We start from the raw sequence: 24,508 nt of genomic DNA on the forward strand, positions 1-24,508 counted from the left end.
GGTCACGTTACGCCCGCTCCCACGGCTTCGCCTCAGCAAGCGCTCAGCCGAACGAGGTGACGTCGATCTCGATCCAGACCTGCTCCGCGCGACCCAGCAGCTCGCCGTCCAGGGCGTACAGCGCGGTGCCCGTGAAGAACTTGCGCCCACTCGTCCCGGAGAGCTCTCCGGTCGCGATGAGCGACTCCCCGGCGCGGGGACGGCGCAGCACCTCGGCGGTCATCCGGCCCAGCACCATCGTCTGACGGGTGAAGTCGGCGGCCCACCCGCCGGGGCAGTCGAGGGCCGCCCACGTCGTCGGGACGTCCAGGAGACCGTCCTCCGCGGCGAAGGCGGCGTCGGGGACCCACGGCCCCGCGGTGCGGCCCTCGGCGAACGGACCGGTGAACAGGCGCAGCCCGTCGCCATCGCCGCGAGCGGTGCCGCACGTGAAGCAGCGGTCGAACGGGTGGTGGTCGAAGCCGGGGTACGCCGCGAGGCCGGTCGTGGCCTCCGCGGCGGACGGCATCGCGGGGACGTCGGACCCGAGCTCTCCCGGTCCGGCCTCGCCGACGACGGCGCCGCCGGCGGTCAGTAGGCGCACGTGGTCGCCCTCGCGCTCCCAGCTCAGGGGGACGTCGAGCGGCGGGGGGATGCGCAGCGTCGAGGTGACCGGCCCGGTCCCCACCTCCTGCGCGATGAGTCCGGCGACGTAGCCGCCGTTGCCGGAGTGGTCGGGTCCGTTGAACTGTGCCGGGATCGTCACCATGGGGCCCGACCCTACCGACCCGGCCTGATCTCCTCGTAGCGCCGCAGGGACTCGCGTCGTTCCTCGGCGTGGTCGACGATCGGTGCGGGATAGTCGGCCGGCGGCTCGGCCATCTCCCACGGGGTGTGCACGTGTCTGGCAGGCACGTCGGCGAGCTCGGGCACCCAGCGGCGCACGTACTGGCCGTCGGGGTCGAACTTCTTGCCCTGCGTCATGGGGTTGAAGATCCGGAAGTACGGCGAGGCGTCTGTGCCGGATCCGGCGACCCACTGCCAACCGTGCTGGTTGGACGCGAGATCGGCGTCGACGAGCAGGTCGAGGAAGTGCCGGGCCCCGTGCTGCCACTCCAGGTGCAGATCCTTGACGAGGAAGCTCGCGACGATCATCCGCACCCGGTTGTGCACCCAGCCCTCCCCGCGCAGCTGTCGCATCCCGGCGTCGACGATGGGGATGCCGGTGCGGCCGGCCTTCCAGGCCTCGAGGTCGCCGCCGGGCTCGTCGTACCGCATCTGCTCGAACGCCCGGTTGTAGTAGCCGAAGGTGGAGTCCGGTCGCTGGTGGAGCACGTCGGCGTAGAACTCCCGGAAGGCGAGCTCGCGCGCGTACGCGGCTGCGCCCTCGGAGCGCAGGGGCGCCAGATCGGCCAGCATCGTGCGCGGATGGATCGTGCCCCACTTGAGGTGGACGGACATGTGCGACGTGCGGTCCGGACCCGGGAGATCGCGTGCCGAGGCGTAGTCCGCGACGTCGTCGGCGAGGAACTCGGCCCATCTGGCCCGGGCCGCGTCCTCCCCGTGCGGCGGGAGCGTCATCCCCTCGGGCACGGTCGCCTCGGGGAGCCGGGCCGTCCCGCCGTCGGACCGCAGCCACGGGACGTCGTCGGGGGCGTCGGCGGGCTGTCGCCACCCGTGCTCCTGCCATGCGCGGAAGAACGGGGTGAACACCCGGTAGCCGGTGCCGTCGTCCTTGGCCACCCGACCCGGCGAGACCGCGTACGGCGACCCGGTGCGGACGAGCGGGATGTCGTGGTCGGCCAGGGCTGCCTCGACGTCCCGGTCGCGCTCCGCGCCCATCGGCGTGAAGTCGGCCGACACGTGCACCGAGGAGGCGTCGACCTGCCGAGCCACCCGGAGCACCTCGGTGACCGGGTCGCCGTGCACGAGGTGCAGGCCGCCGATGCGGTCGGCGAAGTCGCCGATCAGGCGCACGAGGTACGCCTGCCGGGTCGACGCTCCGGGTCCCCAGTAGCGGTCGTCCAGCACCAGCAGCGGCACGACACCGTCGCGGCCCTCCTCGATCGCGGCGCGCAGGGCGGGCTGGTCGTGGAGGCGCAGATCGGTGCGGAACCACATGACTGACGTCGGCATGCGCTCCATTCTGCGGCGTGATCGAGCAGTGTGCCCGACGTGGGACAATGGACGTGTGAGCGAGCTGATCGACACCACCGAGATGTATCTACGCACCGTCTACGAGCTGGAGGAGGAAGGCATCGTGCCCCTGCGGGCGCGCATCGCCGAACGCCTGCACCAGAGCGGACCGACCGTGTCCCAGACCGTGGCGCGCATGGAGCGTGACGGTCTGCTGGCCGTCGAGGGCGACCGCCACCTCGAGCTGTCCGAGAAGGGACGCCAGCTCGCGACCCGCGTGATGCGCAAGCACCGTCTCGCGGAGCGCCTCCTGATCGACGTCATCGGTCTGGAGATCGAGTTCGTCCACGAGGAGGCGTGCCGCTGGGAGCACGTGATGTCCGAGCAGGTCGAGCGTCGCCTCGTCGAGATCCTCGAGCACCCGACCGAGTCCCCCTACGGCAACCCGATCCCGGGCCTGGCCGAGCTGGGCGAGGCCGAGGTGCCGGCCCAGTTCCTCACCGGCGTGCAGTCGATGACGGGTGCGGTGCGAGGCGCGGTCGAGCCGGTCCGCCTGGTCGTCCGCCGCATCGCGGAGGAGCTGCAGAAGGACATCGAGGTCATGTCGGTGCTGCGCCGCGTCGGCGCACTGCCCGGCAACGACGTCCTCGTCTCGCGGGGGCACGACGGCGTGATCGTCGCCCGCCAGGGCGAGACCGCGGAGATCGACGCCGAGGCAGCCGCCCACATCTTCGTCTCGGCCTGAGCAACGGGCCCAGGCTGGCGCGCGTCAGCGCTCGGCCGCAGGCGGCCTCGGCTTCCGCGGGACGAAGTAGCTGGTGCGCCGGGCGTAGTCGTCCCAGCCCGGCTTCCTGCGCTGGCTCTTCTCGTTGAGCTTGGCGCCGGTGACGTTGACCAGTGAGTACGTCATGACGGCCGGCCCGATCAGCGCGACCAGGCCGGGCCACGAGCCCGCCCCCACGAGTCCCAGGCCCCACCAGACGCACGCATCGCCGAAGTAGTTCGGGTGGCGGGTCAGGCTCCACAGGCCCGTGTCCATGATCTTGCCCTGGTGAGCCGGATCACGCTTGTACGCCTTGAGCTGCGCGTCGCCGACGGCCTCGAAGAACAGCCCGACGGCCCAGACCAGCACGCCTGCGACGGTCAGCGGCAGCGACATGCGCTCGTTGTTGGGACCGACGATGAGCGGGGCCGAGACGATGAACATCGCGACGCCCTGCGGCACGAACACCCGGGTCACGGCCGTCCGGGTGAAGGACCGGCCCTTCTGCTCACCCTGCTCGAGCAGATCCGCGTAGCGGGGGTCCTCGCCCGTGCCGTGGTTGCGCCCGCCGACGTGCCACGCGAGGCGCAGGCCCCAGACCGCGACCATCACCAGCACGATCCAACGCTGGACGGTCCCGCCGCTGCCGCCGAGGGAGACGATCGCGGCGACCGTCGCGACGACGACGAAGCCGAGGCCCCACAGCGTGTCGACGATCGAGAGCAGCCGGCGGCGAAGTGCGTACGCCAGGCCGAGGCCCATGAAGACCAGCAGGGCACCGAGGCACGCCGCCGCGGTGGCTGCTGTCTGGGACAGGTCGTTGGGGATCACGGCAGCCACGCCAGGGGAGAGGCCGGCATCCCGCTGACGCCGCGGCGGGACGGCTTGACGGCCAGGATCTGGTCGACGCCCATGCGGTTCTCCTCGAACGCCAGCGCCCCGCCGACGAGGTACAGGCGCCACACCCGCGCGCTCTCCTCGCCGATCAGCTTGACCGCGCGGTCCCAGCTCTCCTCGAGGCGGGCGGCCCACCCCGCGACCGTCTGTGGGTAGTGCTCACGCATCGCCTGCACGTCGCGGATCTCCAGGCCCGACGCCGCGATCAGCCCGATCGTCCTGGCCAACGGCTTCATGTGCATGTCGGGGGCGATGTAGGTCTCGATGAAGGGGCCGCCGCCCGGGCTGTCGCCGGGGGCGTCGTTGCTGCGGGACATCTGCTGGATCAGCGCCCGGCCACCGGGGCGCAGATAACGGTGGATCGAGTCGACGAAGACGACGTACTCGGCGTCACCCACGTGCTCGCCCATCTCGACCGACGCGATCGCGTCCACCTGCCCGTCGCGCACGCCCGAGGCCTCGAGATCGCGGAAGTGGCGCAGGCTGACGTCGACCCGGTCGGCGAGACCGCGGTCGGCCGCCTTGGCCATGACGTAGTCGCGCTGCTCGACCGACAGGGTCACTCCAGTCACGTGGACGCCGTAGTGCTCGGCCGCGAAGAGCGTCAGCGAGCCCCACCCCGAGCCGATGTCGACCATCTTCATGCCCGGCTCGAGGCCGAGCTTGCGGCAGATCAGGTGCAGCTTGGCCGTCTGGGCCTCCTCGAGCGTCATCCCCGGCGTGTGGTGGAAGCCGCTGGAGTAGGCCATGTGCGGGTCGAGGATCAGCTCGTAGAAGTCGTTCGACAGGTCGTAGTGGTGCGAGATGGCCGCCTGGTCGCGCTCCTTGCTGTGCAGCTCGCCGGTCAGGACGGACTCGGCGGCCGGAGCGGGCGGACGTGGGCCGATCACTCCCAGGCGTACGGCGAGCGCGGCCCCCTTGAGCAGCTGCCGTGGCCCGATCCGCGGCCGACCGGCCGAGGCGTCGGCGACCCGGGCGTCGCGCACCGCGTCCCACATCGCGCGCAGACCGTCCCCGAGATCGCCCTCGACGTCCAGGTCGCCCTGGACGTACGCCCGCGCGACACCGAGCTCGCTGGGCTTCCAGATCACGTGGCGCAGGGCGCGCTTGCTGCGGATGACCACGACCGGAGCGCCGGGCACGCCGGCCTCGCTGCCGTCCCACGCCCGCAGACGGATGGGCAGGGGCAGGCCGAGAGTCTCCTCGGCGAGCCCGAGGAGGGAGGATGCGATGTTCACGGCGACAAGTCAACCGGGGGCCGCAGGGTTGCGCCATCTGAGTTCAGACGATGCGGCAGACTGTTCTCATGAGCGTCGGAACCAGGTTGAAGGGCTGGTCCCAGCGCACGGGCACCGAGGTCCTCGGCTGGATCCTCATCGCGCTCGGCGCTGTGCTGTGGCCCTTGCCGGGACCGGGCACGATCGTCGTGGTGGCCGGTGTCGCCCTGTTGTCACGTCACTACGTCTGGGCGCAGAAGCTGCTCGACCCGCTGGAGCGCAAGGCGATCGACGCCGCCAAGTTCGGCGTCGCGACCTGGCCCCGCATCTTCGTCAGCGTCCTCGGCGTGCTGTGGCTCGTGTTCCTCGGCGCCGTGTGGTGGGTGAAGCCCGACATCCCCGAGTTCGAGATCCTCGGCGTGGGCTTCGGGCCCGAGCTCCCCGCCGCCGGGTGGGGCACCGCGCTCGGCCTGTGGACCTCGGCCGTGGCCGCGCTGGTGCTGCTGGTCTACAGCATCGTGAAGTGGCGCGAGCCCCGCGACCGGACAGCGGCCGCCGACCGCACGAGCGCCGAGAGGTAGCTCTCCGGGGCGTCCTGTCCTCGACCTGTGGCCATCGTCGTCCTCATGACTGAGGATGGGGCATGGCAGAAATCGCGTGCGACGTCGTGGTGGTCGGTCTCGGTCCCGGTGGAGAGGCGCTCGTCGCCCGCCTCGCGAAGGCGGGTCTCGACGTCGTCGCGGTCGAGGCCGAGCTCGTCGGCGGTGAGTGTCCCTACTGGGGCTGCATCCCGTCCAAGATGCTGATCCGGGCCGCGAACGCCCTCGCGGAGGCTCGTCGGATCGACGAGCTGGCCGGCTCGGCCTCGGTGACACCGGACTTCTCCCTCGTCGCCCGGCGCATTCGGGACGAGGCGACCGACGACTGGGACGACACCGTCGCCGCCGACCGCATCACCGACGCGGGGGCCCGGCTCGTCCGCGGGCACGGCCGCCTCGCCGGCGAGCGGCGGGTCACGGTGGGCGACGACACCTACGTCGCCTCGCGCGGGGTCGTGCTCAACACCGGCACGACGCCGGCGGTGCCGCCGATCGAGGGCCTGGCCGGCACCCCGTTCTGGACCAACCGCGAGATCCTCGAGACCGAGACGGCGCCGGCGTCGCTGATTGTCATCGGCGGCGGGGCGATCGGTCTCGAGCTGGCCCAGGCCTTTGCCCGCTTCGGCACCGCGGTGACCGTGCTGGAGGTCGGCGAGCGCATCCTGGCGGTCGAGGAGCCGGAGTCGTCCGAGCTCGTCGCATCAGTGTTCGAGGCGGAGGGCATCGGCGTCCACGCCGGCATCACGATCGACGGCGTGGCTCACGACGGCGAGGTCTTCCACGTCACGAGCGGTGCGGTCACCTACGAGGCCGAGCGGGTGCTGGTCGCCGCCGGCCGTCGGTCCCGTCTGGACGACATCGGCCTGGAGAGTGTGGGCGTCGAGGCGGGCCACCACCTGACGGTCGACGACTCGATGCAGGTCACGGACGGGTTGTGGGCGATAGGCGACATCGTGGGGCGCGGCGCGTTCACCCACGTCTCGATGTACCAGGCCGAGCGTGTCGCCAAGGCGATCCTCGGGGAGCGCCTGCCGGACTACGACACGAGCCTGCCGCGGGTCACGTTCACCGATCCGGAGATCGGGGCGGTGGGGATCACCGAGAAGCAGGCCCGCGAGCAGGGCCTCACGGTCCGGGTCGGGTCGACCGACCTGGCGGCCAGCAGCCGGGGGTTCATCCACGGCCCGGGCAACCGGGGACTCATCAAGCTGGTCATCGATGACGACCGGGGGGTCATCGTGGGCGCCACCAGCGCGGGCCCGGACGGCGGGGAGACCCTCTCGGCGCTCGCGTTCGCGGTGCGCGCCGAGATCCCCGTGGACACCCTCGCCAACACGATCTACGCCTATCCGACGTTCTGGCGCGCGATCGAGTCCGCCCTCTGACCGACCCCGACTGGCGCAACCCCGACCGCGAGTGGCGCGAAAATGGACGACACGCCGTCTCATTTTGTCCGGGTTGCGCCAGTCGCGGATCGGGTTGCGCCAGTCGTCGGGTCAGGCGTTGCGCAGGAGGCGGAGCACCTGGCGCTCGAGGGTACGGCTCGTGGGTGCGCCCGGCGCGACGCGTCGGTGCTCGGCCCCCACCGTGACGCCGTTCTCGAACTCGTCGACCACGCGAGGGTCGACGTACGAGGAGCGGGCGACCGCGGGAGTGTTGCCGAGGTGCTCGGAGACCTCACGCATCGCGGCAGCGGCGGCCCGCTTGCGAGCGGTCGCCGACGTGGCGGTGGAGCGGGCCAGGGCGAGTGCGGCGATCGTGGTGCCACGCCAGGTGCGGAAGTCCTTGGCCGAGTAGTCGGGGCCGAGGCGCTCCTTGACGTACGCGTTGACGTCGGTCGCGTCGAGCCACTTCCACTGTCGCCCGCTCTTGTACGCGAGCAGCCGGTCACCGCCGCCACGCCGGCGGCGCAGCTGCTCCAGCACGGCCTGCACCCGCTCGTCGCGCACGGTCACCTCGACGTGCTGCCCGGACTTCGCGGCGTACGAGAAGCCGAGGCCGCGTCCCTCGGGGTGCACGTGCTGCTTGAGCAACGTGGTGAGCCCGAAGCTGCCGTTCTCCTCGACGTACCGGTCCGAGCCGATGCGGAACATCCCGAGGTCGAGCAGGCTGAACGCGGTCGCGGACACGCGCTCGAGCGACATGTCGTCGCCGCCGAGGTCCCGCCGGGCCGCCGCGCGGTTCTGGAGCAGGGCGGCCGCGAAGCCCTCCATGCGGGCGAACTTCTCCTGGTCGCGACGTTCGCGCCAGTACGGGTGGTAGAGATACTGGCGGCGCCCCGCATCGTCGGTGCCGACGGCCTGCAGGTGACCGTTGGGCACCGAGCAGATCCACACCTCGGTCCAGGCCGGCGGGATGACGAGCTGCTTGCAGCGCATGATCTGCTCGGGCTCGAGCGGCAGCCCGTCCTCGTCGAGGTAGCGGAACCCACGCCCGTGGCGGACCCGTGACCAACCGGGAGATGACGGGGACGTGCGGCGGAGTCGGACCATGGCCAAGGAGCCTTACCCGTCGCACGTCCCTCGAAACCGGGCGGGAGGATCAGGCGATCCGTGTGGTGTGCCGGGAGACCTCGATCATCGTGACGACCAGGGCGAGGCAGAGATCGGTGGCCGATCCCCGTCGTGGCGCGTGCTCGGCCAGCGCGGCGAGCGCGTCGAGGAGCTCGTGCCCCGCGGCGACGTACGCGCGATCGAGCACGGGCCGGGGCGTCGACTCCGCGAACTGCCGCAGGCGCTGTGCGCCGACGCGCCGTGCGACCTCGACGCGGGCGCGGTCCCGGTCGTCCAGCGTGCCGGCCGCTCCCGAGGGCGCGGCGATCACGAGCTGGGCGATCTGACCCAGCAGCCGGTTCATCCGCATGAGGTCGGCGATCACGACCAGCTGTGACGCCGGACGCCGGCTCGTGCCCGTGGGCCGCAGGGACTCGTCCCACTGCAGGTGCTCGTGCGCGGTGCGCAGCATGGACCTGCGGGTGGTCGCCCCCCGCATGACCTGCCGGGCTGCCCGGACGTCGTGCTCGAGGACGGCCTCGAGACCAAGGTCCCAGGCCTCGGCCAGGTGTCGGTACGCGTGGTGCGTGAGCTGGAGGTGTCGGTCGGCGTCGTCGGTGAGAGTCACTCCACGATCCTGCGCCGGGCTCGCCTGTGGGGACAGGTGCTTGACGCAACCCTGCCGCCGTCTTGACGCGATCCTTGCGGCCGGCCCCGGATCAGACGTCGACGTGCGATCCGAGCACGACCACCCGGTCGCGAGGCAGGCTGAAGTGGTCGGCGGCGTCGGCGGTGACGTGCGACGTGGCGATGAACAGCCGCTTGCGCCAGGTCGCCATGGTTTCGTCGGACCCGACGCGCAGCTCGATCCGCGACAGGAAGTAGGTCGCGTCCTCCAGGTCGACCGGTCCCTCGGTCTGCTCGGGACTGAGCAGCGCAAGGGCAGCCGGGACGTCCGCGTGCTCGGCATAACCGAACCGGACGATCACGCGGGTGATGCCGTCCTGCTCGTGGCCGAGCGAGTCGGCCTGGACGCGGTCGGCCGGGTCCACCCGGGGCACGGGCTCGATCTCGATCGTCGCGATGACCACGTGCTCGTGCCGGACGTGGTTGCGCTCGACGTTCGCACGCAGCGCCAGGGGAGTGGTCGTCCCTCGGTTGAGGAAGATCGCGGTGCCCGGGACGACCGCGGGCGCCTTGGCCTCGTCGTCGAGATCGTCCACGAAATCCTGCAGTGGTCCCTCCATCTGCTCACGGCGTGAGGTCACGAGCGACCGGCCGCGCTGCCAGGTCGTCATCACCGTGAAGGCGGTGACCGCGATGGCGAGCGGCAGCCACGCGCCGTGGACGAGCTTGGTGAGGTTCGCGCCGATGAACAACGCGTCGACGGCCAGGAGCGGGACCGCCGCCAGCGCCAGGACCCACGTGGGTGTGCTCCACACCCGGTGGGCGACGTAGAAGAACAAGATGGTCGTGATGGTGATCGTGCCGGTGACCGCCATGCCGAACGCGTACGCGAGCGCGGCCGAGGTGCGGAACGCGAAGACGAGCGTGAGCACCGAGATGAGCAGGAGCCAGTTGATGCCGGGCACGTAGATCTGTCCACGCGCCGACGACGACGTGTGGAGGATGCGCAGCCGCGGCAGGTAGCCGAGCTGCGCGGCCTGCGAGGTCACGGAGAAGGCGCCCGTGATCACCGCCTGCGAGGCGATCACCGTCGCGGCTGTCGCGAGGACGATCAGCGGGATCCTCGCCCACTCCGGGGCGAGCAGGAAGAAGGGGGCGCTGATGTTGTCCGGATCCTCCAGGATCAGTGCTCCCTGTCCCATGTAGCTGAGGGCGCACGCTGGAAACACCAGGAAGAGCCAGCCGGTCGCGATCGGGCGGCGTCCGAAGTGGCCCATGTCGGCGTACAGCGCCTCGGCGCCGGTGACCGCCAACACGATCGCGGCCAAGGCGAAGAACGCGTAGTGGAAGCTGCCGGCCAGGAAGTCGATCGCGTAGACGGGGGAGACGGCCTTGAGGATGTCGACGTCCTTCGTGATGCCCCACGCGCCGCACGCACCGATCGCTGCGAACCACGCGATCATCACAGGCCCGAAGAATCTGCCGACGACGGCTGTGCCGTGACGTTGCACCGAGAACAGCAGCACGATGATCGCGGCCGTGACCGGCACGATCCACGGCTCGAAACCGGGCTCGATCGTCTTGACGCCCTCCACCGCCGACAGCACCGAGATCGCCGGGGTGATCATGCTGTCGCCGAGGAACAGGGACGCGCCGAAGAGCCCGAGCCCTGCGAGCACGACCGCTGCACCGCGCCTGCCGTCGCCCAGCCAGCGGCGTACCAGCGAGATCAGCGCCATGATGCCGCCCTCGCCGTCGTGGTCGACACGCATCGCCAGCATCACGTACGTGATGGTCACGATCAGCGTGATCGACCACAGGATCAGCGAGACCACGCCCAGCACATGGGCGTCGGTCACCGGGACGGGATGCGGGTCGTCGGGGTTGAAGACGGTCTGGATCGTGTAGATCGGGCTGGTGCCGATGTCGCCGAACACGACTCCGAGGGCGCCCACCACGACCGCGAGTCGAAGGACGTCGCGTGAGGCCGGGCGGGAAGAGGTCACCTGCTCAACCTAGGCCCGGCTCGCGGCGTAGGCCCCACATCTTGACGCGATCTTGACGCCGGTCGCCGGCAGGGGGTCTGCAGGCGTCGCAGGACGCCCGCGCTAAGAACGCGTCAAGGCCCGCTAAGAGGCTGTCAAAGTCGGCGGATCCGCCCGGACCCGGCGATTGACTGACGCCCATGAGTATCGAAAGCGGTTTGTTGATCGTCCTGGTCGTCGCGCTCGTGGCGTACCTGCTGGCGGCCCTGATCTTCCCGGAGCGTTTCTGATGTCCGACACCTGGAGCGGCCTCCTCACCCTCGTCACGCTCGTGGGCGTCCTCGCCCTCGTCTACGTGCCGCTCGGTGACTACATGGCCAAGGTCTTCACGACCCCGCGTCACTCCCGCGTGGAACGACGCATCTACCGCCTCGGCGGCGTCAACGCCGATGCCGAGCAGAGCCCGCGCGCCTACGCGATGAGCGTGGTCGGCTTCTCGGTCGTCAGCGTCGTGGTCCTGATGGCCATCCTGCTCGGCCAGGCGCACCTGCCGTTCAGCCGTGACCTGCCCGGCATGCCGTGGTGGATGTCGTTCAACACGGCGAGCTCGTTCGTGGCCAACACGAACTGGCAGTCGTACGGCGGTGAGTCGACCTTGGGCTTCGCCGCGCAGGCCGGCGGGCTGGCGGTGCAGAACTTCCTGTCCGCCGCCGTCGGCATCGCGGTGGCCGTCGCGCTGATCCGTGGCTTCGTCCGCGTGCGCAGCGGCGAGCTCGGCAACTTCTGGGTCGACCTGACCCGCGGGACCCTCCGGATCCTGCTGCCCATCGCCGTCGTGGGCGCCCTCGTCCTCGCCGGCAACGGCGTCATGCAGAACTTCATGGACAGGTCCGTCGACACGTTGGCCGGTCACAGCCAGACCATCACGGGCGGGCCCGTCGCGAGCCAGGAGGTCATCAAGCTCCTCGGCACGAACGGCGGCGGGTTCTACAACGCCAACTCGGCCCATCCCTTCGAGAACCCCAACGGCTTCACCAACCTGTTCGAGATCTTCTTGATCCTGCTCATCCCGATCTGCCTCACCCGCACGCTCGGCACGATGCTCGGCAACCGCCGCCAGGGCCTGACGGTCCTCGGTGCGATGGTCGCGCTCATGGCCACGTTCGTCGCGGTCGTGACCTGGGCCGAGGTCGGCGCGCACTCGCAGGCCGCTCAGGTCGCCGGGGCGTCGATGGAGGGCAAGGAGACACGTCTGGGGGAGTGGGCGTCGTCGCTCTTCGCCGTGATGACGACCGGCACCTCCACGGGCGCGGTCAACGCGTCGCACGACTCCATGACCCCGGTCGGCGGCGGCATGGCGCTGCTCAACATGATGCTCGGCGAGGTCACTCCTGGCGGCGTCGGCTCGGGCATCTACGGCATCTTGATCATGTCGATCCTCACGGTGTTCATCGCGGGGCTCCTGGTCGGGCGCACGCCTGAGTTCCTGGGCAAGAAGATCGGCTCGAAGGAGATGACGTACGTCGCGCTGTACGTGCTGACTGTCCCGGCGATCATCCTCGTCGGCGTCGGAACCGCCATCTCGCTGGCCAGCACGCCGGACGCGATGGGCAATCCGGGCGGCCACGGGTTCAGCGAGGTCGTCTACGCGTACACCTCGGGAGCCAACAACAACGGCAGCGCGTTCGGCGGCATCACCGTGACCTCGGACTTCTTCCAGATCACGATCGGCCTCGCGATGCTGCTGGGTCGTCTGATCCCCATCGTGCTGGTCCTGCTGCTCGCCGGTTCATTGGCCAAGCAGGCCAAGGTGCCCGAGACCGCAGGCACCCTTCCCACCACCACACCCCTTTTCGGGGGCCTGCTCGTCGGCGTCATCCTGCTCATCACAGGCCTGACCTTCTTCCCGGCGCTGGCTCTCGGTCCCATCGCGGAGGCACTGTCATGACGTTTTCCATCCTGCTGAAGCAGATGCTGGCCCAGCTGCCGGCAGCGCTTCGCAAGCTCGACCCGCGCCACCTGTGGCGCAGCCCGGTGATGTTCATCGTCTGGCTCGGCTCGGTCGCGACCACGATCGCGGTCTTCGCCGATCCGAGCACCTTCACGATCTCCCTGGCGATCTGGCTGTGGCTGACGGTCATCTTCGGCAACCTCGCCGAGGCCGTCGCCGAGGGCCGCGGCAAGGCGCAGGCCGCCTCGCTGCGCGCGGCCCGCACCGACACGATCGCGCGCGTCGTCGGGCCCGACGGCACCGAGTCGTCAGTGCCCGGCACGCAGCTGAAGGTCGGTGACCTCGTGCTCGTCGCGGCGGGCGAGGTCATCCCCGGCGACGGTGACGTCGTGGTGGGAGTCGCCTCGGTCGACGAGTCGGCCATCACCGGCGAGTCCGCCCCGGTGATCCGGGAGGCCGGCGGCGACCGGTCAGCGGTGACCGGCGGCACGAAGGTGCTGTCGGACGAGATCACCGTCAAGATCACGTCGGCCCCCGGCAGCACGTTCCTCGACAAGATGATCGCGCTGGTCGAGGGCACATCGCGCCGCAAGACCCCCAACGAGATCGCCCTGTCGATCCTGCTGGTCAGCCTGACGCTGGTGTTCGTCCTCGCGGTCGCCACCCTGGCACCGATGGCCGACTACGCCGGAGCCCCGCAGGACCTGACGGTGCTGATCGCGCTGCTCGTGTGCCTCATCCCGACCACGATCGGAGCGCTGCTCAGCGCGATCGGCATCGCCGGCATGGACCGCCTCGTGCGGGTCAATGTGCTGGCCATGTCCGGCCGCGCGGTCGAGGCCGCGGGAGACGTCAGCACGTTGCTGCTCGACAAGACCGGCACCATCACGTACGGCAACCGGCAGGCCGCCCGCTTCGTCCCGATCGGCAGCGTCACCGACACCGAGCTGCGCGACGTCGTGCGGCTCTCCAGCCTGGCCGACCAGACCCCGGAGGGACGATCGATCGTCGCGCTGGCGCTGGCCGAGGGTGCGGACGACAACGACCTGCCGCAGGGTGCGTCGTTCGTCGAGTTCACCGCACAGACCCGCATGTCGGGTGTCGACCTCGCGGACGGCACCCAGATCCGCAAGGGCGCGGGATCGGCGATCCACGGCTGGGTCGGCGGGACGATGCCGTCGCAGCTGACCGACGTCATCGAGTGGATCTCCAGCGACGGCGGCACCCCGCTCGTCGTGGCGTCCAAGCACGGCGACACGAGCACCGTGCTCGGTGTCATCCACCTGAAGGACGTGGTCAAGGAGGGCATGGTCGAGCGCTTCGCCCAGCTGCGATCGATGGGCATCCGCACCGTCATGGTCACCGGCGACAACGCCCTCACCGCCAAGTCGATCGCCGCCGAGGCCGGTGTCGACGACTTCCTGGCCGAAGCCACGCCCGAGGACAAGATGGACCTGATCCGCAGGGAGCAGGCCGGGGGGCGCCTGGTCGCGATGACCGGCGACGGCACCAACGATGCGCCGGCGCTGGCCGCCGCGGACGTCGGCGTGGCGATGAACACGGGCACGTCGGCGGCCAAGGAGGCCGGCAACATGGTCGACCTCGACTCCGACCCGACCAAGCTCATCGACATCGTCGAGATCGGCAAGCAGCTGCTCATCACCCGCGGCGCGCTGACCACGTTCTCGATCGCCAACGACGTCGCGAAGTACTTCGCGATCATCCCGGCGATGTTCCTGGTCGCCTACCCGTCGCTCGACGCGCTCAACATCATGGGGCTGGCGACTCCCCAGTCGGCCATCCTCTCGGCGGTCATCTTCAACGCCTTGGTGATCGTGGCGCTGATCCCGCTGGCCCTGCGCGGCGTCAAGTTCCGTCCTGCGTCCGCCTCGGCGGTCCTGCGGCGCAACATCCTCGTGTTCGGTGTCGGTGGCGTCATCGCACCGTTCATCGGCATCAAGCTCATCGACCTGCTCATCTCCACCATCCCAGGAATCGGGTAATCAGCATGATCAAAGACTTCGGCCGTCAGTCCCTGGCGGGACTGCGCATCCTCCTGGTCTTCACCGTGATCCTCGGCATCGTCTACCCGGCGGCCGTCTGGGGACTCGGTCGGACCGTGCACCACCAGACCGACGGGCAGCCGGTGACGATGGACGGGCGGGTCGTCGGCTCGGGCATCATCGGCCAGAACTTCGAGGGCGACGAGTGGTTCCACTCGCGTCCGTCGCCCAACGACTACGACACCCTGGCCTCGGCTCCCTCCAACCTCGGGCCGTCCAACACGGATCTGATCGCGGCCATCGAGGAGCGTCGCGCGGCGGTCGCCAAGACGGAGTCGGTCGATCCGTCCGAGGTCCCGCCCGACGCCGTCACGGCGTCCGGGTCGGGACTGGACCCGCACATTTCTGTGGCGTACGCCGACATCCAGGTCGACCGGGTGGCCGAGGCCAACGGACTGAGCGCGTCTGCGGTCCGGTCCCTGGTCGACCGCTTCACCGAGGGGCGTTCGCTCGGCTTCCTCGGCGAGCCGGGCGTCAACGTCCTGCGGCTCAACGTGGCCGTCAAGGACGCCGCGACGCAGGCGGCGAGCTGACCGTGGACTCCCGAGGCAAGCTCCGGGTCTACCTCGGCGCTGCCCCAGGAGTCGGCAAGACGTACGCGATGCTCGACGAGGCGCAGCGGCGGGTCGCCCGGGGGACCGACGTGGTCGTCGGCGTCGTGGAGACGCACGGCCGCGAGAACACCGCCAAGGCGCTCGCGGGCCTGGAGGTGGTGCCGCGGCGGTCCATGGACTACCGCGGCACCACCTACCTCGAGATGGATCTCGACGGCATCCTCGCGCGGCGGCCCGAGGTGGTGCTGGTCGACGAGCTCGCGCACACCAACATCGGCGGCTCGCTGCACGAGAAGCGGTGGCAGGACGTCGAGGCGATCCTGGCAGCCGGCATCCACGTGATCACGACGGTCAACATCCAGCACCTGGAGTCGCTCAACGACGTCGTCGAGGCCATCACGGGACAGCGTCAGCGCGAGACCGTGCCTGACCGGGTGGTGCGCCAGGCCGATGCGATCGAGCTGGTCGACATGAGCCCGCAGGCACTGCGTCGGCGCATGGCGCACGGCAACATCTACAGCCACGACAAGGTCGACGCGGCCCTGGGGCAGTACTTCCGTGAGGGCAATCTGGCCGCGCTGCGGGAGCTCGCCCTGCTGTGGCTCGCCGACCGGGTGGACGAGGGGCTCGACCAGTACCGCGAGAAGCACGAGATCGACTCCACCTGGGCCACCCGCGAACGCATCGTGGTCGCGCTGACCGGCGGACCGGAGTCGGCGGCGCTGCTGCGCCGGGCCGCCCGCATCGCGTCCCGCGGGTCCGGAGGAGAGTGGATGGCGCTCTACGTCGCACGTCGCGACGGGTTGTCCGGGGTCACCCCGGACCAGCTGCTCAAGCTCCGCAGGACCACCGAGGACCTCGGCGGCACGCTGCACACCGTCGTCGGCGACGACACGGCCACGGCGATCCTGGACTTCGCTCGTGCCGAGAACGCGAGCCAGGTGATCATCGGGGCCAGCCGCCGTGGCCGGCTCTCGACCCTGCTGCGCCCTGGGGTGGGCGAGCTGGTCATCGCCGCGTCGGGCGACATCGACGCGCACGTGGTCACCCACGACTACGCGCGACGCAAGAACACGACGGTGCGCGCCTCCAGCAACCTGAGCCGCGGGCGCCTGTACCTGGGATACGCCTTCGGCATCCTGGCGCCGCTGGTCGCCAGCGAGCTGCTGGTCCTGACCGATTCCCTGCACGGCCTGCCGACCGAGGCCATGGTCCTGATGGCGGTCGTCGTCGGCACCGCACTGGTGGGCGGCATCGTCCCGGCGATCATCGCGGCCGTCGTCAGCAGCCTGGCGCTCAACCTCGTCTTCACACCGCCGTTGTGGTCGCTGACGATCGCCGATCCCGAGAACGCCTTCGCGATCGGGTTGTTCCTCGTGGTGGGCATCGCGGTCGCCTCGGTCGTGGACCGCGCCGCCCGCAACACGGTGCTGGCCCGCAAGGCGCGGGCGGAGTCCGACGCCCTGACCGTGCTCGCCCACAGCCTCCTGCACGCGGGTGACGACGTGGAGACCCTGCTGGCGAGCGCATGTGAGCTGTTCGGCGCCAGGGGTGCGGCGGTCTTCGGCGCCGTCGACGGTCGGCAGGAGGTCATGGCCGCGTCGGGTGCTCCTCCTGCCTCGTTGGATTCCGCAGACGTCACGGTCTCGATCGACGAGTCCACGACGCTGGCCCTCTGCGGACGAAGGCTCGACGCGTCCGACCGGCGTCTGCTCAAGGCGTACGCCGCGCACGCAGCCGTCCTGGCCGAGCGGACCCGAGCCCACCAGGCCGAGACGGAGCGGGCCCAGCTCGCGGTGGGCAACAAGACACGGACCGCGCTCCTCGCGGCCGTCTCGCACGACCTCCGCTCGCCCCTTGCGGCGGTGAAGGCGGCGGCAGGCAGCCTGCGCAACACGGACATCCGGTGGTCCCCGGACGACGAGGCGCAGCTGCTCGAGACGATCGAGGACTCCGCAGACCGGCTCAACGCGCTCGTCGTGAACCTGCTCGACATGAGTCGCATCCAGACCGGCGCCGTCAGGCCCACCCTCACCGAGGTCGACCTGGACGACACGGTGCACCAGGCGATCGGCACGGTGGCCGAGGGCAGCCGCATCGCGGTGCGCCTGGATGAGTCGCTCGTCGCGCTCGCCGATCCGGGCCTGCTGGAACGTGTCGTCGCCAACATCTGCGAGAACGCGATCAAGTACTCACCGCCGCCGGCGCCGATCACGGTCGACGGGTCCCGGACGTCTCGGGGCGTCGTGATCCGGATCGCGGACAGCGGCCCGGGCATCGCCGAGGAGAACCACGAGCGTCTCTTCGCGCCGTTCCAACGCCTCGGCGACGTCCCGGCCGGGGACGGCGTCGGCCTCGGGCTCGCGGTGGCCCAGGGCCTCACCGAGGCCATGGGCGGCACCCTCACCGCTGAGGACACCCCGGGCGGGGGACTCACCTTCGTCCTCGAGCTCACCACACCTCAGGAGCAGTCATGACCCTCGTGCTGACCGTCGACGACGATCCGGCAATCCTTCGCACCTTGAGCATCAACCTGAAGGCGCGGGGCTACGGGGTGGAGATCGCCACCGACGGTCGTTCGGCGCTGCAGATCGTCCACGAGTGCATGCCCGACGCGATCCTGCTGGACCTGGGCCTGCCTGACCTGGACGGCATCGCGGTCCTGCGCCAGGTCCGGTCCTTCAGTCAGGTGCCGGTCATCGTGGTGTCCGCGCGGGCCGAGTCCGACGACAAGGTCGAGGCGCTCGACCTCGGCGCGGACGACTACGTCTCCAAGCCGTTCAGCATGGAGGAGCTGCTCGCGCGCGTGCGGGCCGCGACGCGGCGCAACATCACCGGTGCGGTCGAGCCGGTCGTGCAGGTGGGCGGGCTGCTGATCGACTCGGCCGACTCCAAGGCCACGCGTGACGGCGTGATCATCCACCTCACGCCGACCGAGTGGAAGATCGTCTCGGTGCTCGTCCGCAACCGCGGGCGGCTCGTGCGGCAGGCGGACCTGCTGCACGAGGTGTGGGGACCCGGCTACGAGCAGGAGACGAACTACCTGCGCGTGCACCTCGCGAGCATCCGGCGCAAGCTCGAGCCGGACCCGGGCGAACCGCGGCTCTTCATCACCGAGGCAGGTCTCGGCTACCGGTTCAATCCCGCATGAGCCTCATCGACAACGCGATCTACGTCGGCGGGCGACGCACGGCCAACCCCGAGACCCTCGAGGCCACGTTCGAGCTGTTGCGGTCGCAGCAGGGGATGGCCTGGATCGGGCTCTACCGGCCGGACGTCGCCGAGATCTGCGCGGTCGCGGCCGAGTTCGAGCTGCACCAGTCGGCGGTCGACGACGCGATCGCCGCCCACCAACGTCCCAAGCTCGAGCGTTACGGCAGCACCTTGTTCGCGGTCCTGCGACCTGCGAGGTACGTCCAGGAGACCGAGAAGGTCGAGTTCGGCGAGCTGCACGTCTTCGTCGGGCCGGACTTCGTGGTGACCATCCGGCATGCCGAGTCGCCTGATCTCGGCGGGGTGCGGCAGGACCTCGAGGCCGATGCGGAGCTGCTCCGTGCCGGTCCGGAGTCGGTCCTGTACGCGATCATCGACCAGGTCGTCGACGAGTACGCGCCGGTCCTGCGTGGGCTCGAGGACGACATCGACGAGATCGAGGACCAGCTGTTCCGTGGCGAGGCCACGGTCTCGAGGCGGATCTACGAGCTCGCGCGTGAGGTCATCGAGTTCCAGCGGGCGACCCACTCCTTGCTGAACATGATCGCGTCCCTGGAGGACGGCTTCGACAAGTACGGCGTCGAGCACGAGCTGCAGCACCGCCTGCGCCTCGTACGGGCGCACTGTGCCCGCATCGCCGAGCGCGCTGACTCGTTCCGGGCGATCCTGCAGAATGCGCTCACGGTCCACAGCACACTGATCAGCCAGCGGCAGAACGACGAGATGCGCAATCTCGCGGAGACGAGCCTCGCGCAGAGCGAGGAGGTCAAGAAGATCTCCGGCTGGGCCGCGATCCTGTTCGCACCTACGGTGGTCGGCACGATCTACGGCATGAACTTCGAGCACATGCCCGAGCTGGCCTGGAGATTCGGCTTCCCGTCCGCGCTGGCGGCGATGGCCCTGACGAGCCTCGTCCTCTACGTCGTCTTCAAGCGGCGGCGCTGGCTGTGAGACGTCAGGCGCAGAGGGGGCGATCGGGGGCCGAGCTGCGCAGATCGGCCACGATCAGCTGGGGATCGACCTGGATCGTGACGATGTCCAGGGGCGCGAGCAGCGCATGGAGCGCGCCCTCGCTCAGCCTGATCCAGTCCCGTCCCGGCTGGACTGCCTCGAGCGCAGCGATCGAGCTGAAGGCGATGCCGACCCGCGTGCCGCTCTGTTGACGGGCCGTCATCGGGGTGAGGGTCCCGAGCGGCGAACGGCGGACGGGGACGACCAGAGTCTTCATGCGGTGGTGCTCCTCGAGCTGGTGACGTGCTGACATCACGAACGTAGGACCGCTGCGGGACGGGCGGAAGCACCTTCACGCAACCTTGACACGACCTTGGCGAAAGCGTCGACGTCACGCGTCTCGAGGTGGCGAGTGCCATGGGGTGCCCTCGACAGGAATCGAACCTGTGGCCTACCGCTTAGGAGGCGGTCGCTCTATCCGACTGAGCTACGAGGGCGTGGGTGTCAGGCTATCGGGCCTTGCCCCGAGCACCTACGATCGCCCTGTGCCCTGTTGTCCCCAGCCTCCGTCATGCCCGGGGCGTGAGTCGTGAGGCGGCCCCTGATCGGGCTCGCGATCCTGACGCTGATCCTGGGCGCGCTCGCGGCGTGCGGGGCGCCGGCCGACACCGCGGCGTCGGGCGCCGTGCAAGCCGGCTGCACGACCGCGCGCCCGCTTCCGGCAGGTGACACGGACCGCTCGATCGTCGTCGGCGGTCGCGAGCGGTCGTACCTCCTGCACGTGCCGCCGGGCTACCGGCCGACCGAGCGCACCCCGCTGGTGCTGATGTTTCACGGGCTCGGCGGCGATCCCCGCACTGTGCTCGAGTCCACCGAGATGGGGGTGATGGCCGACAAGGCCAACGCGATCCTGGCGGTGCCGTTGGGTCGCGGCAAGCCCTCGCAGTGGCACTTCCGCTCACCCACCTCCAACCCGCGGTCAGACCTCGCCTTCGTCCGCGCGCTCGTCAAGCAGCTGAAGAAGGACGCGTGCGTCGACTCCTCGCGCACGTACGCTGCAGGCTTCTCCAACGGCTCTGCGCTCACCCTGGCGCTGGCGTGCGACGCGTCGACGCAGTTCGCGGCGTACGCGGCGGTGTCGGGCCCCTACTACGAGCCGCAGTGCGCCGAGGCCCCCCCGGCGTCGATCGTCTACTTCCACGGGACGGCCGACACGACCGTGCCGTTCAAGGGCGCCAACACGGTGATCGGCCACCTGCCGCCGGTCAACGACATCATGTCCCAGTGGGCGAAGCACGACCGCTGCCCCTCCGACGGGGCCACGACCCGGGCGACGAGCACGGTGCGGCACTTCGCCTGGGCCGGCTGCGAGGACGGCACGTCGGTCGAGATCTACGCGGTGGTCGGGGGCGTGCACGGATGGCCCGGCGGCGGCCCGATGTCACCTGGTCGCACCTCCCGCACCAAGGACAGCCCGGTGGACGCGACGGCGCTGATCTGGAAGTTCTTCGCCCAGCATCCCGCTGGTGGACAATAGGTCCATGAGCAACCAGCAGGTCGTGGTGACGCGATGACCAAGCCCATCGAGACCTGGCTGACGGACATGGACGGGGTGCTGGTCCACGAGGAGAAGGCGATCCCCGGCGCGGCGGAGTTCATCGGGCGGCTCAACGAGACGGGTCGCAAGTTCCTGATCCTGACCAACAACTCGATCTTCACGCCACGCGATCTCTGCGCACGGCTGCGCGCTGCGGGCATCGACGTGCCCGAGTCCGCGATCTGGACCTCGGCCCTGGCGACCGCGAAGTTCCTCTCCGAGCAGCGCCCCGAGGGCACGGCGTACGTGATCGGCGAGGCCGGCATGACGACCGCGCTGCACAACGTCGGCTACATCATGACGAGCAGCGCACCGGACTACGTCGTGCTGGGGGAGACCCGGACGTACTCGTTCGAGGCCATCACCCGGGCGATCCAGCTGATCGAGAAGGGTGCCCGGTTCATCGCGACCAATCCGGACGCGACCGGCCCCTCGCCCACGGGCTCGCTGCCCGCGACCGGATCGGTCGCGGCCCTGATCACGAAGGCGACCGGCGTGGAGCCCTACTTCGTCGGCAAGCCCAATCCGCTCATGATGCGCAGCGCCCTCAACCAGATCGAGGCGCACTCGGAGGTCACGGTGATGATCGGTGACCGGATGGACACCGACGTGCTGTCCGGTCTCGAGGCCGGGCTGCGGACGTTCCTCGTGCTGACCGGGTCGACCCCGGCCAGCGCGGTCGACCGCTTCCCGTTCCGGCCGACCGAGATCTACTCCTCGATCGCCGACATCGTGCCTCTCGTCGTCTGATCTGCCCGACGCGCAGTTGTTACCTGCGGGTAACGCATCCGGGGCGAAATTTGTTATCGTTTCGTAATCTCCTGACCGGGCCCACAGGTCCATGAGGGGGACGCCCGGGCCGTTCGTGCCTGGGCAACTCACCAGGGAGCGAAGCGTGAAGGTTTTTCTCACGGGTGCGAGCGGAGTGATGGGCCGATCGTCCATCGAGGCCTTGCACCAGGCAGGTCATGACGTGGTCGGGCTGGTCCGGACCGAGGAGCACGCCGCCATGGTGGCCGCGACGGGCGCCCAGCCGTGGAAGGGTGACCTGTACGACCGGCAGACGCTCGCGGCCGGCATGGCCGGGTGCGACGCCGTCGCCAATCTCGCCACCAAGGTCCCGGTCGGCGCCGCCGCCCTCAGGCCCGGATCGCTCAAGGCGATCGACCGCATCCGGCTCAACGGGTCCCGGGTCGTCGCGGACGCCGCGACGCGAGCCGGAGTCGGGCGCCTCATCCAGCAGAGCCTCAGCTTCATCTACGCCGATCAGGCGGACGAGTGGATCGACGAGCACAGCCCTGTCGACGTGACCCGCGCGACCGAGCCGGTCGTCGTGGCGGAGGACAACGTGCGCGCGTTCGGCGACCGGGGCGGCGTCGCGGTCAGCCTGCGCTTCGGGCTGATCACCGGGGACGACGCCAACACCGCGTGGCTGTTCCGCCGTGCGGCGGCTGGCAGGTCCATCGGACTGGGGAGGGAAGACACGTGGATGCACGTCGTCCACCCCGACGACGTGGGCACGGCCGTGGTCCACGCGCTGTGTGCCCCGGGGGGCTACTACAACGTCGGCTCCGAACCGGTCCAGCGGCGCGACTACGTCGACACGATCGCCCAGGCGGCCGGCCGCACGGGCGGGCACTTCCTGCCCCCGTGGATCCTGCGCCTCGGCGGCGAGAAGCTCGAGATCCTCACGCGTTCGCAGCGAGTCAGCTCGCACCTGTTCAGCGAGCGCACGGGGTGGCACCCGCGCCATCCCCAGCTCACGTCAGCGTGGTTCGATGAGCTCGTCGAAGCCTGACCGCGCCGAGCAGGAGCGCCGCCGCCGGGCGGCCGAGCTGCTCGGGGACCTGCTGCCCAGCACGACCTCCGACGAGACCGACGAGGGATGGGGCGAGCGTGGGGCGAAGTCCCGCGACGAGGAGTACCTCCGCGACGTCCCGCCCCACCACGGCTGAGCCGGGAACCAGGCTAGAGCTGGGTCGTCCCTCCGGGGCGGCTCTTGAGGGAGTCGCGGATCTCGCGCAGCAGGGCGATGTCCTCGCTGACGCCCTCGGGCTCGGGCTCCTTGCCCGCGTCCCGCCTCTCGTTGATCTTCTTCATCGGCACGACGATGAAGAAGTAGACGACAGCCGCGGTGATCACGAACGTGATGACGGAGTTGATGAAGCCACCGACGTCGACCAGGGTCTCGTCGTTGCCGCTGAAGATCTTGAACCCGAGCCCGTTGGCGGAGTCCCTGCCACCTGCGGCCGCGAGCAGCGGGTTGATGAACGACGAGGTGAACGAGGACACCAGCGCCGTGAACGCAGTGCCGATGACGACAGCGACCGCCAGGTCGACGATGTTGCCGCGCAGCAGGAAGTCCTTGAATCCCTTGAGCATGGTGCCCCCTCTGTGGGTTCGATGGGTGGCTCGACCCTAGCGAGAACTCCCAGCGTGAACTAGGGACTCCCGGGGGTGGACGTGATCACGCTGAACCGAGACGTCAGCCCCGCCCCGGCCAGCCTGAGCGCATTCTTCTCGGTGGTCACGAGGCCCAGGGCGGTCGCGTCGGAGTCGTCGTCGGACGGCACGGTCACGACCTCGACGTCGCGGGCGACCACGCTCGCCTCGTTCTCGCCGTCGGGGTCGACCGCGACCACGTCGACCCGGTCACCGACGCGTACGGCTGCTGCACCATCGGCCCGGTCGACCCGGATCGTGGTCAGCACGGCCCCGGCCCCGTAGCCCGACAGGGAGCCGGCCCGCACGATGCGGAAGTCCGTGACGACCTCGCCTGCGCGCATCGGGCCGGCGATCCGGCGGCCGACGGCCTCGGCCCGCTCGAGGGCGTGTGCCGGCGCCACGGCCGCGGGCACGACGGTCGTGCGCAGGTCGCCGGCTCCGATCACGTGCCCGCTGAGGAGATCGCGGTGGACCACTTGCACCCGTACGCCGTCGACGTCGTGGCGAAGCGACGTGAGAGCGGCGAGGACTGCGAGACCCGCGAAGAGCGCGGCGAGCAGACGACGGTGCTCGAGCACGAGCTCCTGGATCCGGTCCATGACCGGACTCTAGGCAGGTCCGGCCGGACGGTGCCGCCCGTCGTCCACAGGCCAGGCCCGCGGAGCGGACGTCAGGCGGCGGAGTCGCTGCCCGACGTGGAGGCCGGGGTGGACGCGGCCGGCTTGCTGTCGCTCGAGGACGTCGACGCTGCGGACGACGAGCTGTCGCCCGAGGACGAGGACGAGCTCGAGGACGAGGACGAGCTCGAGGACGAGCCCGACGAGCTGGACGACGTGGAGCCCGAACGGCTGTCGGTCTTGTAGAAGCCCGAGCCCTTGAACACGACACCCACGGCGTTGAACACCTTGCGCAGATCGCCCCCACAGGTGGGGCAGACGGTCAGCGCATCGTCGGTGAAGCTCTGCTGGACCTCCAGCGCTTCTCCGCAGTCCTTGCACTGGTACTGGTACTTCGGCACGACTTGCTCCCGCTCGATCGA

At 70.1% G+C, this 24,508-nt stretch carries 25 protein-coding genes and 1 tRNA gene; 14 read left to right on the plus strand and 12 right to left on the minus strand.

Annotated elements, in window-relative coordinates:
• Window positions 1-43 precede the first annotated feature (43 nt).
• Window positions 44-748, minus strand: a complete 705-nt coding sequence (locus GEV27_RS04325; protein ID WP_153933528.1) for a hypothetical protein — start codon at window positions 746-748, stop codon at window positions 44-46.
• An 11-nt stretch (window positions 749-759) separates the two neighbouring features.
• Window positions 760-2,115: a deoxyribodipyrimidine photo-lyase gene (locus GEV27_RS04330; protein WP_153654082.1), complete on the minus strand. Its 1,356-nt coding sequence runs from the start codon at window positions 2,113-2,115 to the stop codon at window positions 760-762.
• Between the two features lie 55 nt (window positions 2,116-2,170).
• Here GEV27_RS04330 and GEV27_RS04335 point away from each other — a divergent pair, with 55 nt between their 5' ends.
• Window positions 2,171-2,860, plus strand: a complete 690-nt coding sequence (locus GEV27_RS04335; RefSeq protein WP_309222025.1) for a metal-dependent transcriptional regulator — start codon at window positions 2,171-2,173, stop codon at window positions 2,858-2,860.
• A 24-nt stretch (window positions 2,861-2,884) separates the two neighbouring features.
• Here GEV27_RS04335 and GEV27_RS04340 read toward each other — a convergent pair whose 3' ends face one another.
• On the minus strand, window positions 2,885-3,718 hold the full coding sequence (locus GEV27_RS04340) for a DUF1295 domain-containing protein (RefSeq protein ID WP_243838767.1): 834 nt from the start codon (window positions 3,716-3,718) through the stop codon (window positions 2,885-2,887).
• Window positions 3,706-5,013 (minus strand): cyclopropane-fatty-acyl-phospholipid synthase family protein, encoded by a 1,308-nt coding sequence (locus tag GEV27_RS04345; RefSeq protein ID WP_309222026.1) that lies wholly within the window; start codon window positions 5,011-5,013, stop codon window positions 3,706-3,708. The genes GEV27_RS04340 and GEV27_RS04345 overlap by 13 nt, the downstream gene beginning before the upstream one ends.
• A gap of 68 nt (window positions 5,014-5,081) precedes the next feature.
• On the opposite strand from GEV27_RS04345, the gene GEV27_RS04350 reads away from it, so the two are divergent.
• Both GEV27_RS04350 and GEV27_RS04355 read left to right on the plus strand, forming a co-directional pair.
• Window positions 5,082-5,573, plus strand: a complete 492-nt coding sequence (locus GEV27_RS04350; protein WP_194839874.1) for a PGPGW domain-containing protein — start codon at window positions 5,082-5,084, stop codon at window positions 5,571-5,573.
• A gap of 62 nt (window positions 5,574-5,635) precedes the next feature.
• A complete protein-coding gene (locus GEV27_RS04355) occupies window positions 5,636-6,976 on the plus strand; it encodes an NAD(P)/FAD-dependent oxidoreductase (protein WP_153933530.1) in 1,341 nt (446 codons plus the stop codon).
• Between the two features lie 111 nt (window positions 6,977-7,087).
• Here the strand turns inward: GEV27_RS04355 and GEV27_RS04360 are convergent, their stop codons facing one another.
• The 3 genes from GEV27_RS04360 to GEV27_RS04370 all read right to left on the minus strand — a co-directional run bounded on the left by GEV27_RS04360 (window position 7,088) and on the right by GEV27_RS04370 (window position 10,716).
• Window positions 7,088-8,083, minus strand: coding sequence for a DNA topoisomerase IB (locus GEV27_RS04360; protein ID WP_153654072.1), 996 nt, complete (start codon window positions 8,081-8,083; stop codon window positions 7,088-7,090).
• Window positions 8,084-8,132: 49 nt separating this feature from the next.
• Entirely contained in the window at window positions 8,133-8,711 is a 579-nt protein-coding gene (locus GEV27_RS04365; protein ID WP_153654071.1) for a hypothetical protein, read from the minus strand.
• Window positions 8,712-8,802: 91 nt separating this feature from the next.
• Window positions 8,803-10,716, minus strand: coding sequence for a potassium transporter Kup (locus GEV27_RS04370; RefSeq protein ID WP_153654069.1), 1,914 nt, complete (start codon window positions 10,714-10,716; stop codon window positions 8,803-8,805).
• Window positions 10,717-10,895: 179 nt separating this feature from the next.
• Here GEV27_RS04370 and kdpF point away from each other — a divergent pair, with 179 nt between their 5' ends.
• The 7 genes from kdpF to GEV27_RS04405 are packed head-to-tail and all read left to right on the plus strand — an operon-like array spanning window position 10,896 to window position 19,427.
• Window positions 10,896-10,985 carry a K(+)-transporting ATPase subunit F gene (gene kdpF / locus GEV27_RS04375; protein WP_153654067.1) on the plus strand — a complete coding sequence of 30 codons (90 nt, stop codon included), beginning with the start codon at window positions 10,896-10,898 and terminating at the stop codon, window positions 10,983-10,985.
• Window positions 10,985-12,643: a potassium-transporting ATPase subunit KdpA gene (gene kdpA, locus GEV27_RS04380; protein ID WP_153933531.1), complete on the plus strand. Its 1,659-nt coding sequence runs from the start codon at window positions 10,985-10,987 to the stop codon at window positions 12,641-12,643. Before kdpF ends, kdpA begins: the two co-directional genes overlap by 1 nt.
• Window positions 12,640-14,649, plus strand: a complete 2,010-nt coding sequence (kdpB, locus tag GEV27_RS04385; protein WP_153933532.1) for a potassium-transporting ATPase subunit KdpB — start codon at window positions 12,640-12,642, stop codon at window positions 14,647-14,649. The genes kdpA and kdpB overlap by 4 nt, the downstream gene beginning before the upstream one ends.
• Window positions 14,650-14,654: 5 nt before the next feature.
• The gene (kdpC, locus tag GEV27_RS04390) at window positions 14,655-15,242 is read left to right on the plus strand and encodes a potassium-transporting ATPase subunit KdpC (protein WP_153654061.1); all 588 of its coding nucleotides are present in this window, start codon (window positions 14,655-14,657) and stop codon (window positions 15,240-15,242) included.
• Between the two features lie 2 nt (window positions 15,243-15,244).
• Complete coding sequence (locus GEV27_RS04395; protein WP_309222027.1) at window positions 15,245-17,740, plus strand: ATP-binding protein; 2,496 nt, start codon at window positions 15,245-15,247, stop codon at window positions 17,738-17,740.
• Complete coding sequence (locus GEV27_RS04400; RefSeq protein ID WP_153654059.1) at window positions 17,737-18,414, plus strand: response regulator; 678 nt, start codon at window positions 17,737-17,739, stop codon at window positions 18,412-18,414. The genes GEV27_RS04395 and GEV27_RS04400 overlap by 4 nt, the downstream gene beginning before the upstream one ends.
• Window positions 18,411-19,427, plus strand: coding sequence for a magnesium and cobalt transport protein CorA (locus GEV27_RS04405; RefSeq protein WP_153933533.1), 1,017 nt, complete (start codon window positions 18,411-18,413; stop codon window positions 19,425-19,427). Before GEV27_RS04400 ends, GEV27_RS04405 begins: the two co-directional genes overlap by 4 nt.
• A 4-nt stretch (window positions 19,428-19,431) precedes the next feature.
• Here GEV27_RS04405 and GEV27_RS04410 read toward each other — a convergent pair whose 3' ends face one another.
• Window positions 19,432-19,740, minus strand: coding sequence for an SAV_915 family protein (locus GEV27_RS04410; protein ID WP_153933534.1), 309 nt, complete (start codon window positions 19,738-19,740; stop codon window positions 19,432-19,434).
• Between the two features lie 110 nt (window positions 19,741-19,850).
• A tRNA-Arg gene (locus tag GEV27_RS04415) sits at window positions 19,851-19,924 on the minus strand.
• A 92-nt stretch (window positions 19,925-20,016) separates the two neighbouring features.
• Between GEV27_RS04415 and GEV27_RS04420 the strand changes: the two genes are divergently transcribed.
• The 4 genes from GEV27_RS04420 to GEV27_RS17530 all read left to right on the plus strand — a co-directional run bounded on the left by GEV27_RS04420 (window position 20,017) and on the right by GEV27_RS17530 (window position 22,979).
• Complete coding sequence (locus GEV27_RS04420; RefSeq protein ID WP_153933535.1) at window positions 20,017-20,964, plus strand: PHB depolymerase family esterase; 948 nt, start codon at window positions 20,017-20,019, stop codon at window positions 20,962-20,964.
• 33 nt (window positions 20,965-20,997) lie between these two features.
• Entirely contained in the window at window positions 20,998-21,774 is a 777-nt protein-coding gene (locus tag GEV27_RS04425; RefSeq protein WP_153654052.1) for an HAD-IIA family hydrolase, read from the plus strand.
• 145 nt (window positions 21,775-21,919) lie between these two features.
• Window positions 21,920-22,822: an NAD(P)-dependent oxidoreductase gene (locus GEV27_RS04430; protein ID WP_194944120.1), complete on the plus strand. Its 903-nt coding sequence runs from the start codon at window positions 21,920-21,922 to the stop codon at window positions 22,820-22,822.
• Window positions 22,803-22,979: a hypothetical protein gene (locus tag GEV27_RS17530; RefSeq protein WP_194839872.1), complete on the plus strand. Its 177-nt coding sequence runs from the start codon at window positions 22,803-22,805 to the stop codon at window positions 22,977-22,979. The genes GEV27_RS04430 and GEV27_RS17530 overlap by 20 nt, the downstream gene beginning before the upstream one ends.
• A gap of 13 nt (window positions 22,980-22,992) precedes the next feature.
• Here the strand turns inward: GEV27_RS17530 and mscL are convergent, their stop codons facing one another.
• The 3 genes from mscL to GEV27_RS17660 form a co-directional block, all read right to left on the minus strand.
• Complete coding sequence (gene mscL, locus GEV27_RS04435) at window positions 22,993-23,406, minus strand: large conductance mechanosensitive channel protein MscL (protein ID WP_153654048.1); 414 nt, start codon at window positions 23,404-23,406, stop codon at window positions 22,993-22,995.
• A gap of 59 nt (window positions 23,407-23,465) precedes the next feature.
• Complete coding sequence (locus GEV27_RS04440) at window positions 23,466-24,068, minus strand: SAF domain-containing protein (RefSeq protein WP_153933537.1); 603 nt, start codon at window positions 24,066-24,068, stop codon at window positions 23,466-23,468.
• 71 nt (window positions 24,069-24,139) lie between these two features.
• The gene (locus GEV27_RS17660) at window positions 24,140-24,487 is read right to left on the minus strand and encodes an FmdB family zinc ribbon protein (protein ID WP_309222028.1); all 348 of its coding nucleotides are present in this window, start codon (window positions 24,485-24,487) and stop codon (window positions 24,140-24,142) included.
• Between the last annotated feature and the right edge of the window lie 21 nt (window positions 24,488-24,508).

The sequence above is a fragment of the Aeromicrobium sp. S22 genome (assembly GCF_009661045.1).
GTDB lineage: Bacteria > Actinomycetota > Actinomycetes > Propionibacteriales > Nocardioidaceae > Aeromicrobium > Aeromicrobium yanjiei.

Coding starts and splice junctions, on each gene's coding strand:
- GEV27_RS04405 (WP_153933533.1), top strand. CDS start 18,411: ATGAGCCTCATCGACAACGCGATCTACGTCGGCGGGCGACGCACGGCC.
- GEV27_RS04360 (WP_153654072.1), bottom strand. CDS start 8,083: ATGGTCCGACTCCGCCGCACGTCCCCGTCATCTCCCGGTTGGTCACGG.
- GEV27_RS17530 (WP_194839872.1), top strand. CDS start 22,803: ATGAGCTCGTCGAAGCCTGACCGCGCCGAGCAGGAGCGCCGCCGCCGG.
- kdpF (WP_153654067.1), top strand. CDS start 10,896: ATGAGTATCGAAAGCGGTTTGTTGATCGTCCTGGTCGTCGCGCTCGTG.
- GEV27_RS04425 (WP_153654052.1), top strand. CDS start 20,998: ATGACCAAGCCCATCGAGACCTGGCTGACGGACATGGACGGGGTGCTG.
- kdpC (WP_153654061.1), top strand. CDS start 14,655: ATGATCAAAGACTTCGGCCGTCAGTCCCTGGCGGGACTGCGCATCCTC.
- GEV27_RS04330 (WP_153654082.1), bottom strand. CDS start 2,115: ATGCCGACGTCAGTCATGTGGTTCCGCACCGATCTGCGCCTCCACGAC.
- kdpB (WP_153933532.1), top strand. CDS start 12,640: ATGACGTTTTCCATCCTGCTGAAGCAGATGCTGGCCCAGCTGCCGGCA.
- GEV27_RS04325 (WP_153933528.1), bottom strand. CDS start 748: ATGGTGACGATCCCGGCACAGTTCAACGGACCCGACCACTCCGGCAAC.
- GEV27_RS04400 (WP_153654059.1), top strand. CDS start 17,737: ATGACCCTCGTGCTGACCGTCGACGACGATCCGGCAATCCTTCGCACC.
- kdpA (WP_153933531.1), top strand. CDS start 10,985: ATGTCCGACACCTGGAGCGGCCTCCTCACCCTCGTCACGCTCGTGGGC.
- GEV27_RS04355 (WP_153933530.1), top strand. CDS start 5,636: ATGGCAGAAATCGCGTGCGACGTCGTGGTGGTCGGTCTCGGTCCCGGT.
- GEV27_RS04350 (WP_194839874.1), top strand. CDS start 5,082: ATGAGCGTCGGAACCAGGTTGAAGGGCTGGTCCCAGCGCACGGGCACC.
- GEV27_RS04440 (WP_153933537.1), bottom strand. CDS start 24,068: ATGGACCGGATCCAGGAGCTCGTGCTCGAGCACCGTCGTCTGCTCGCC.
- mscL (WP_153654048.1), bottom strand. CDS start 23,406: ATGCTCAAGGGATTCAAGGACTTCCTGCTGCGCGGCAACATCGTCGAC.
- GEV27_RS04410 (WP_153933534.1), bottom strand. CDS start 19,740: ATGTCAGCACGTCACCAGCTCGAGGAGCACCACCGCATGAAGACTCTG.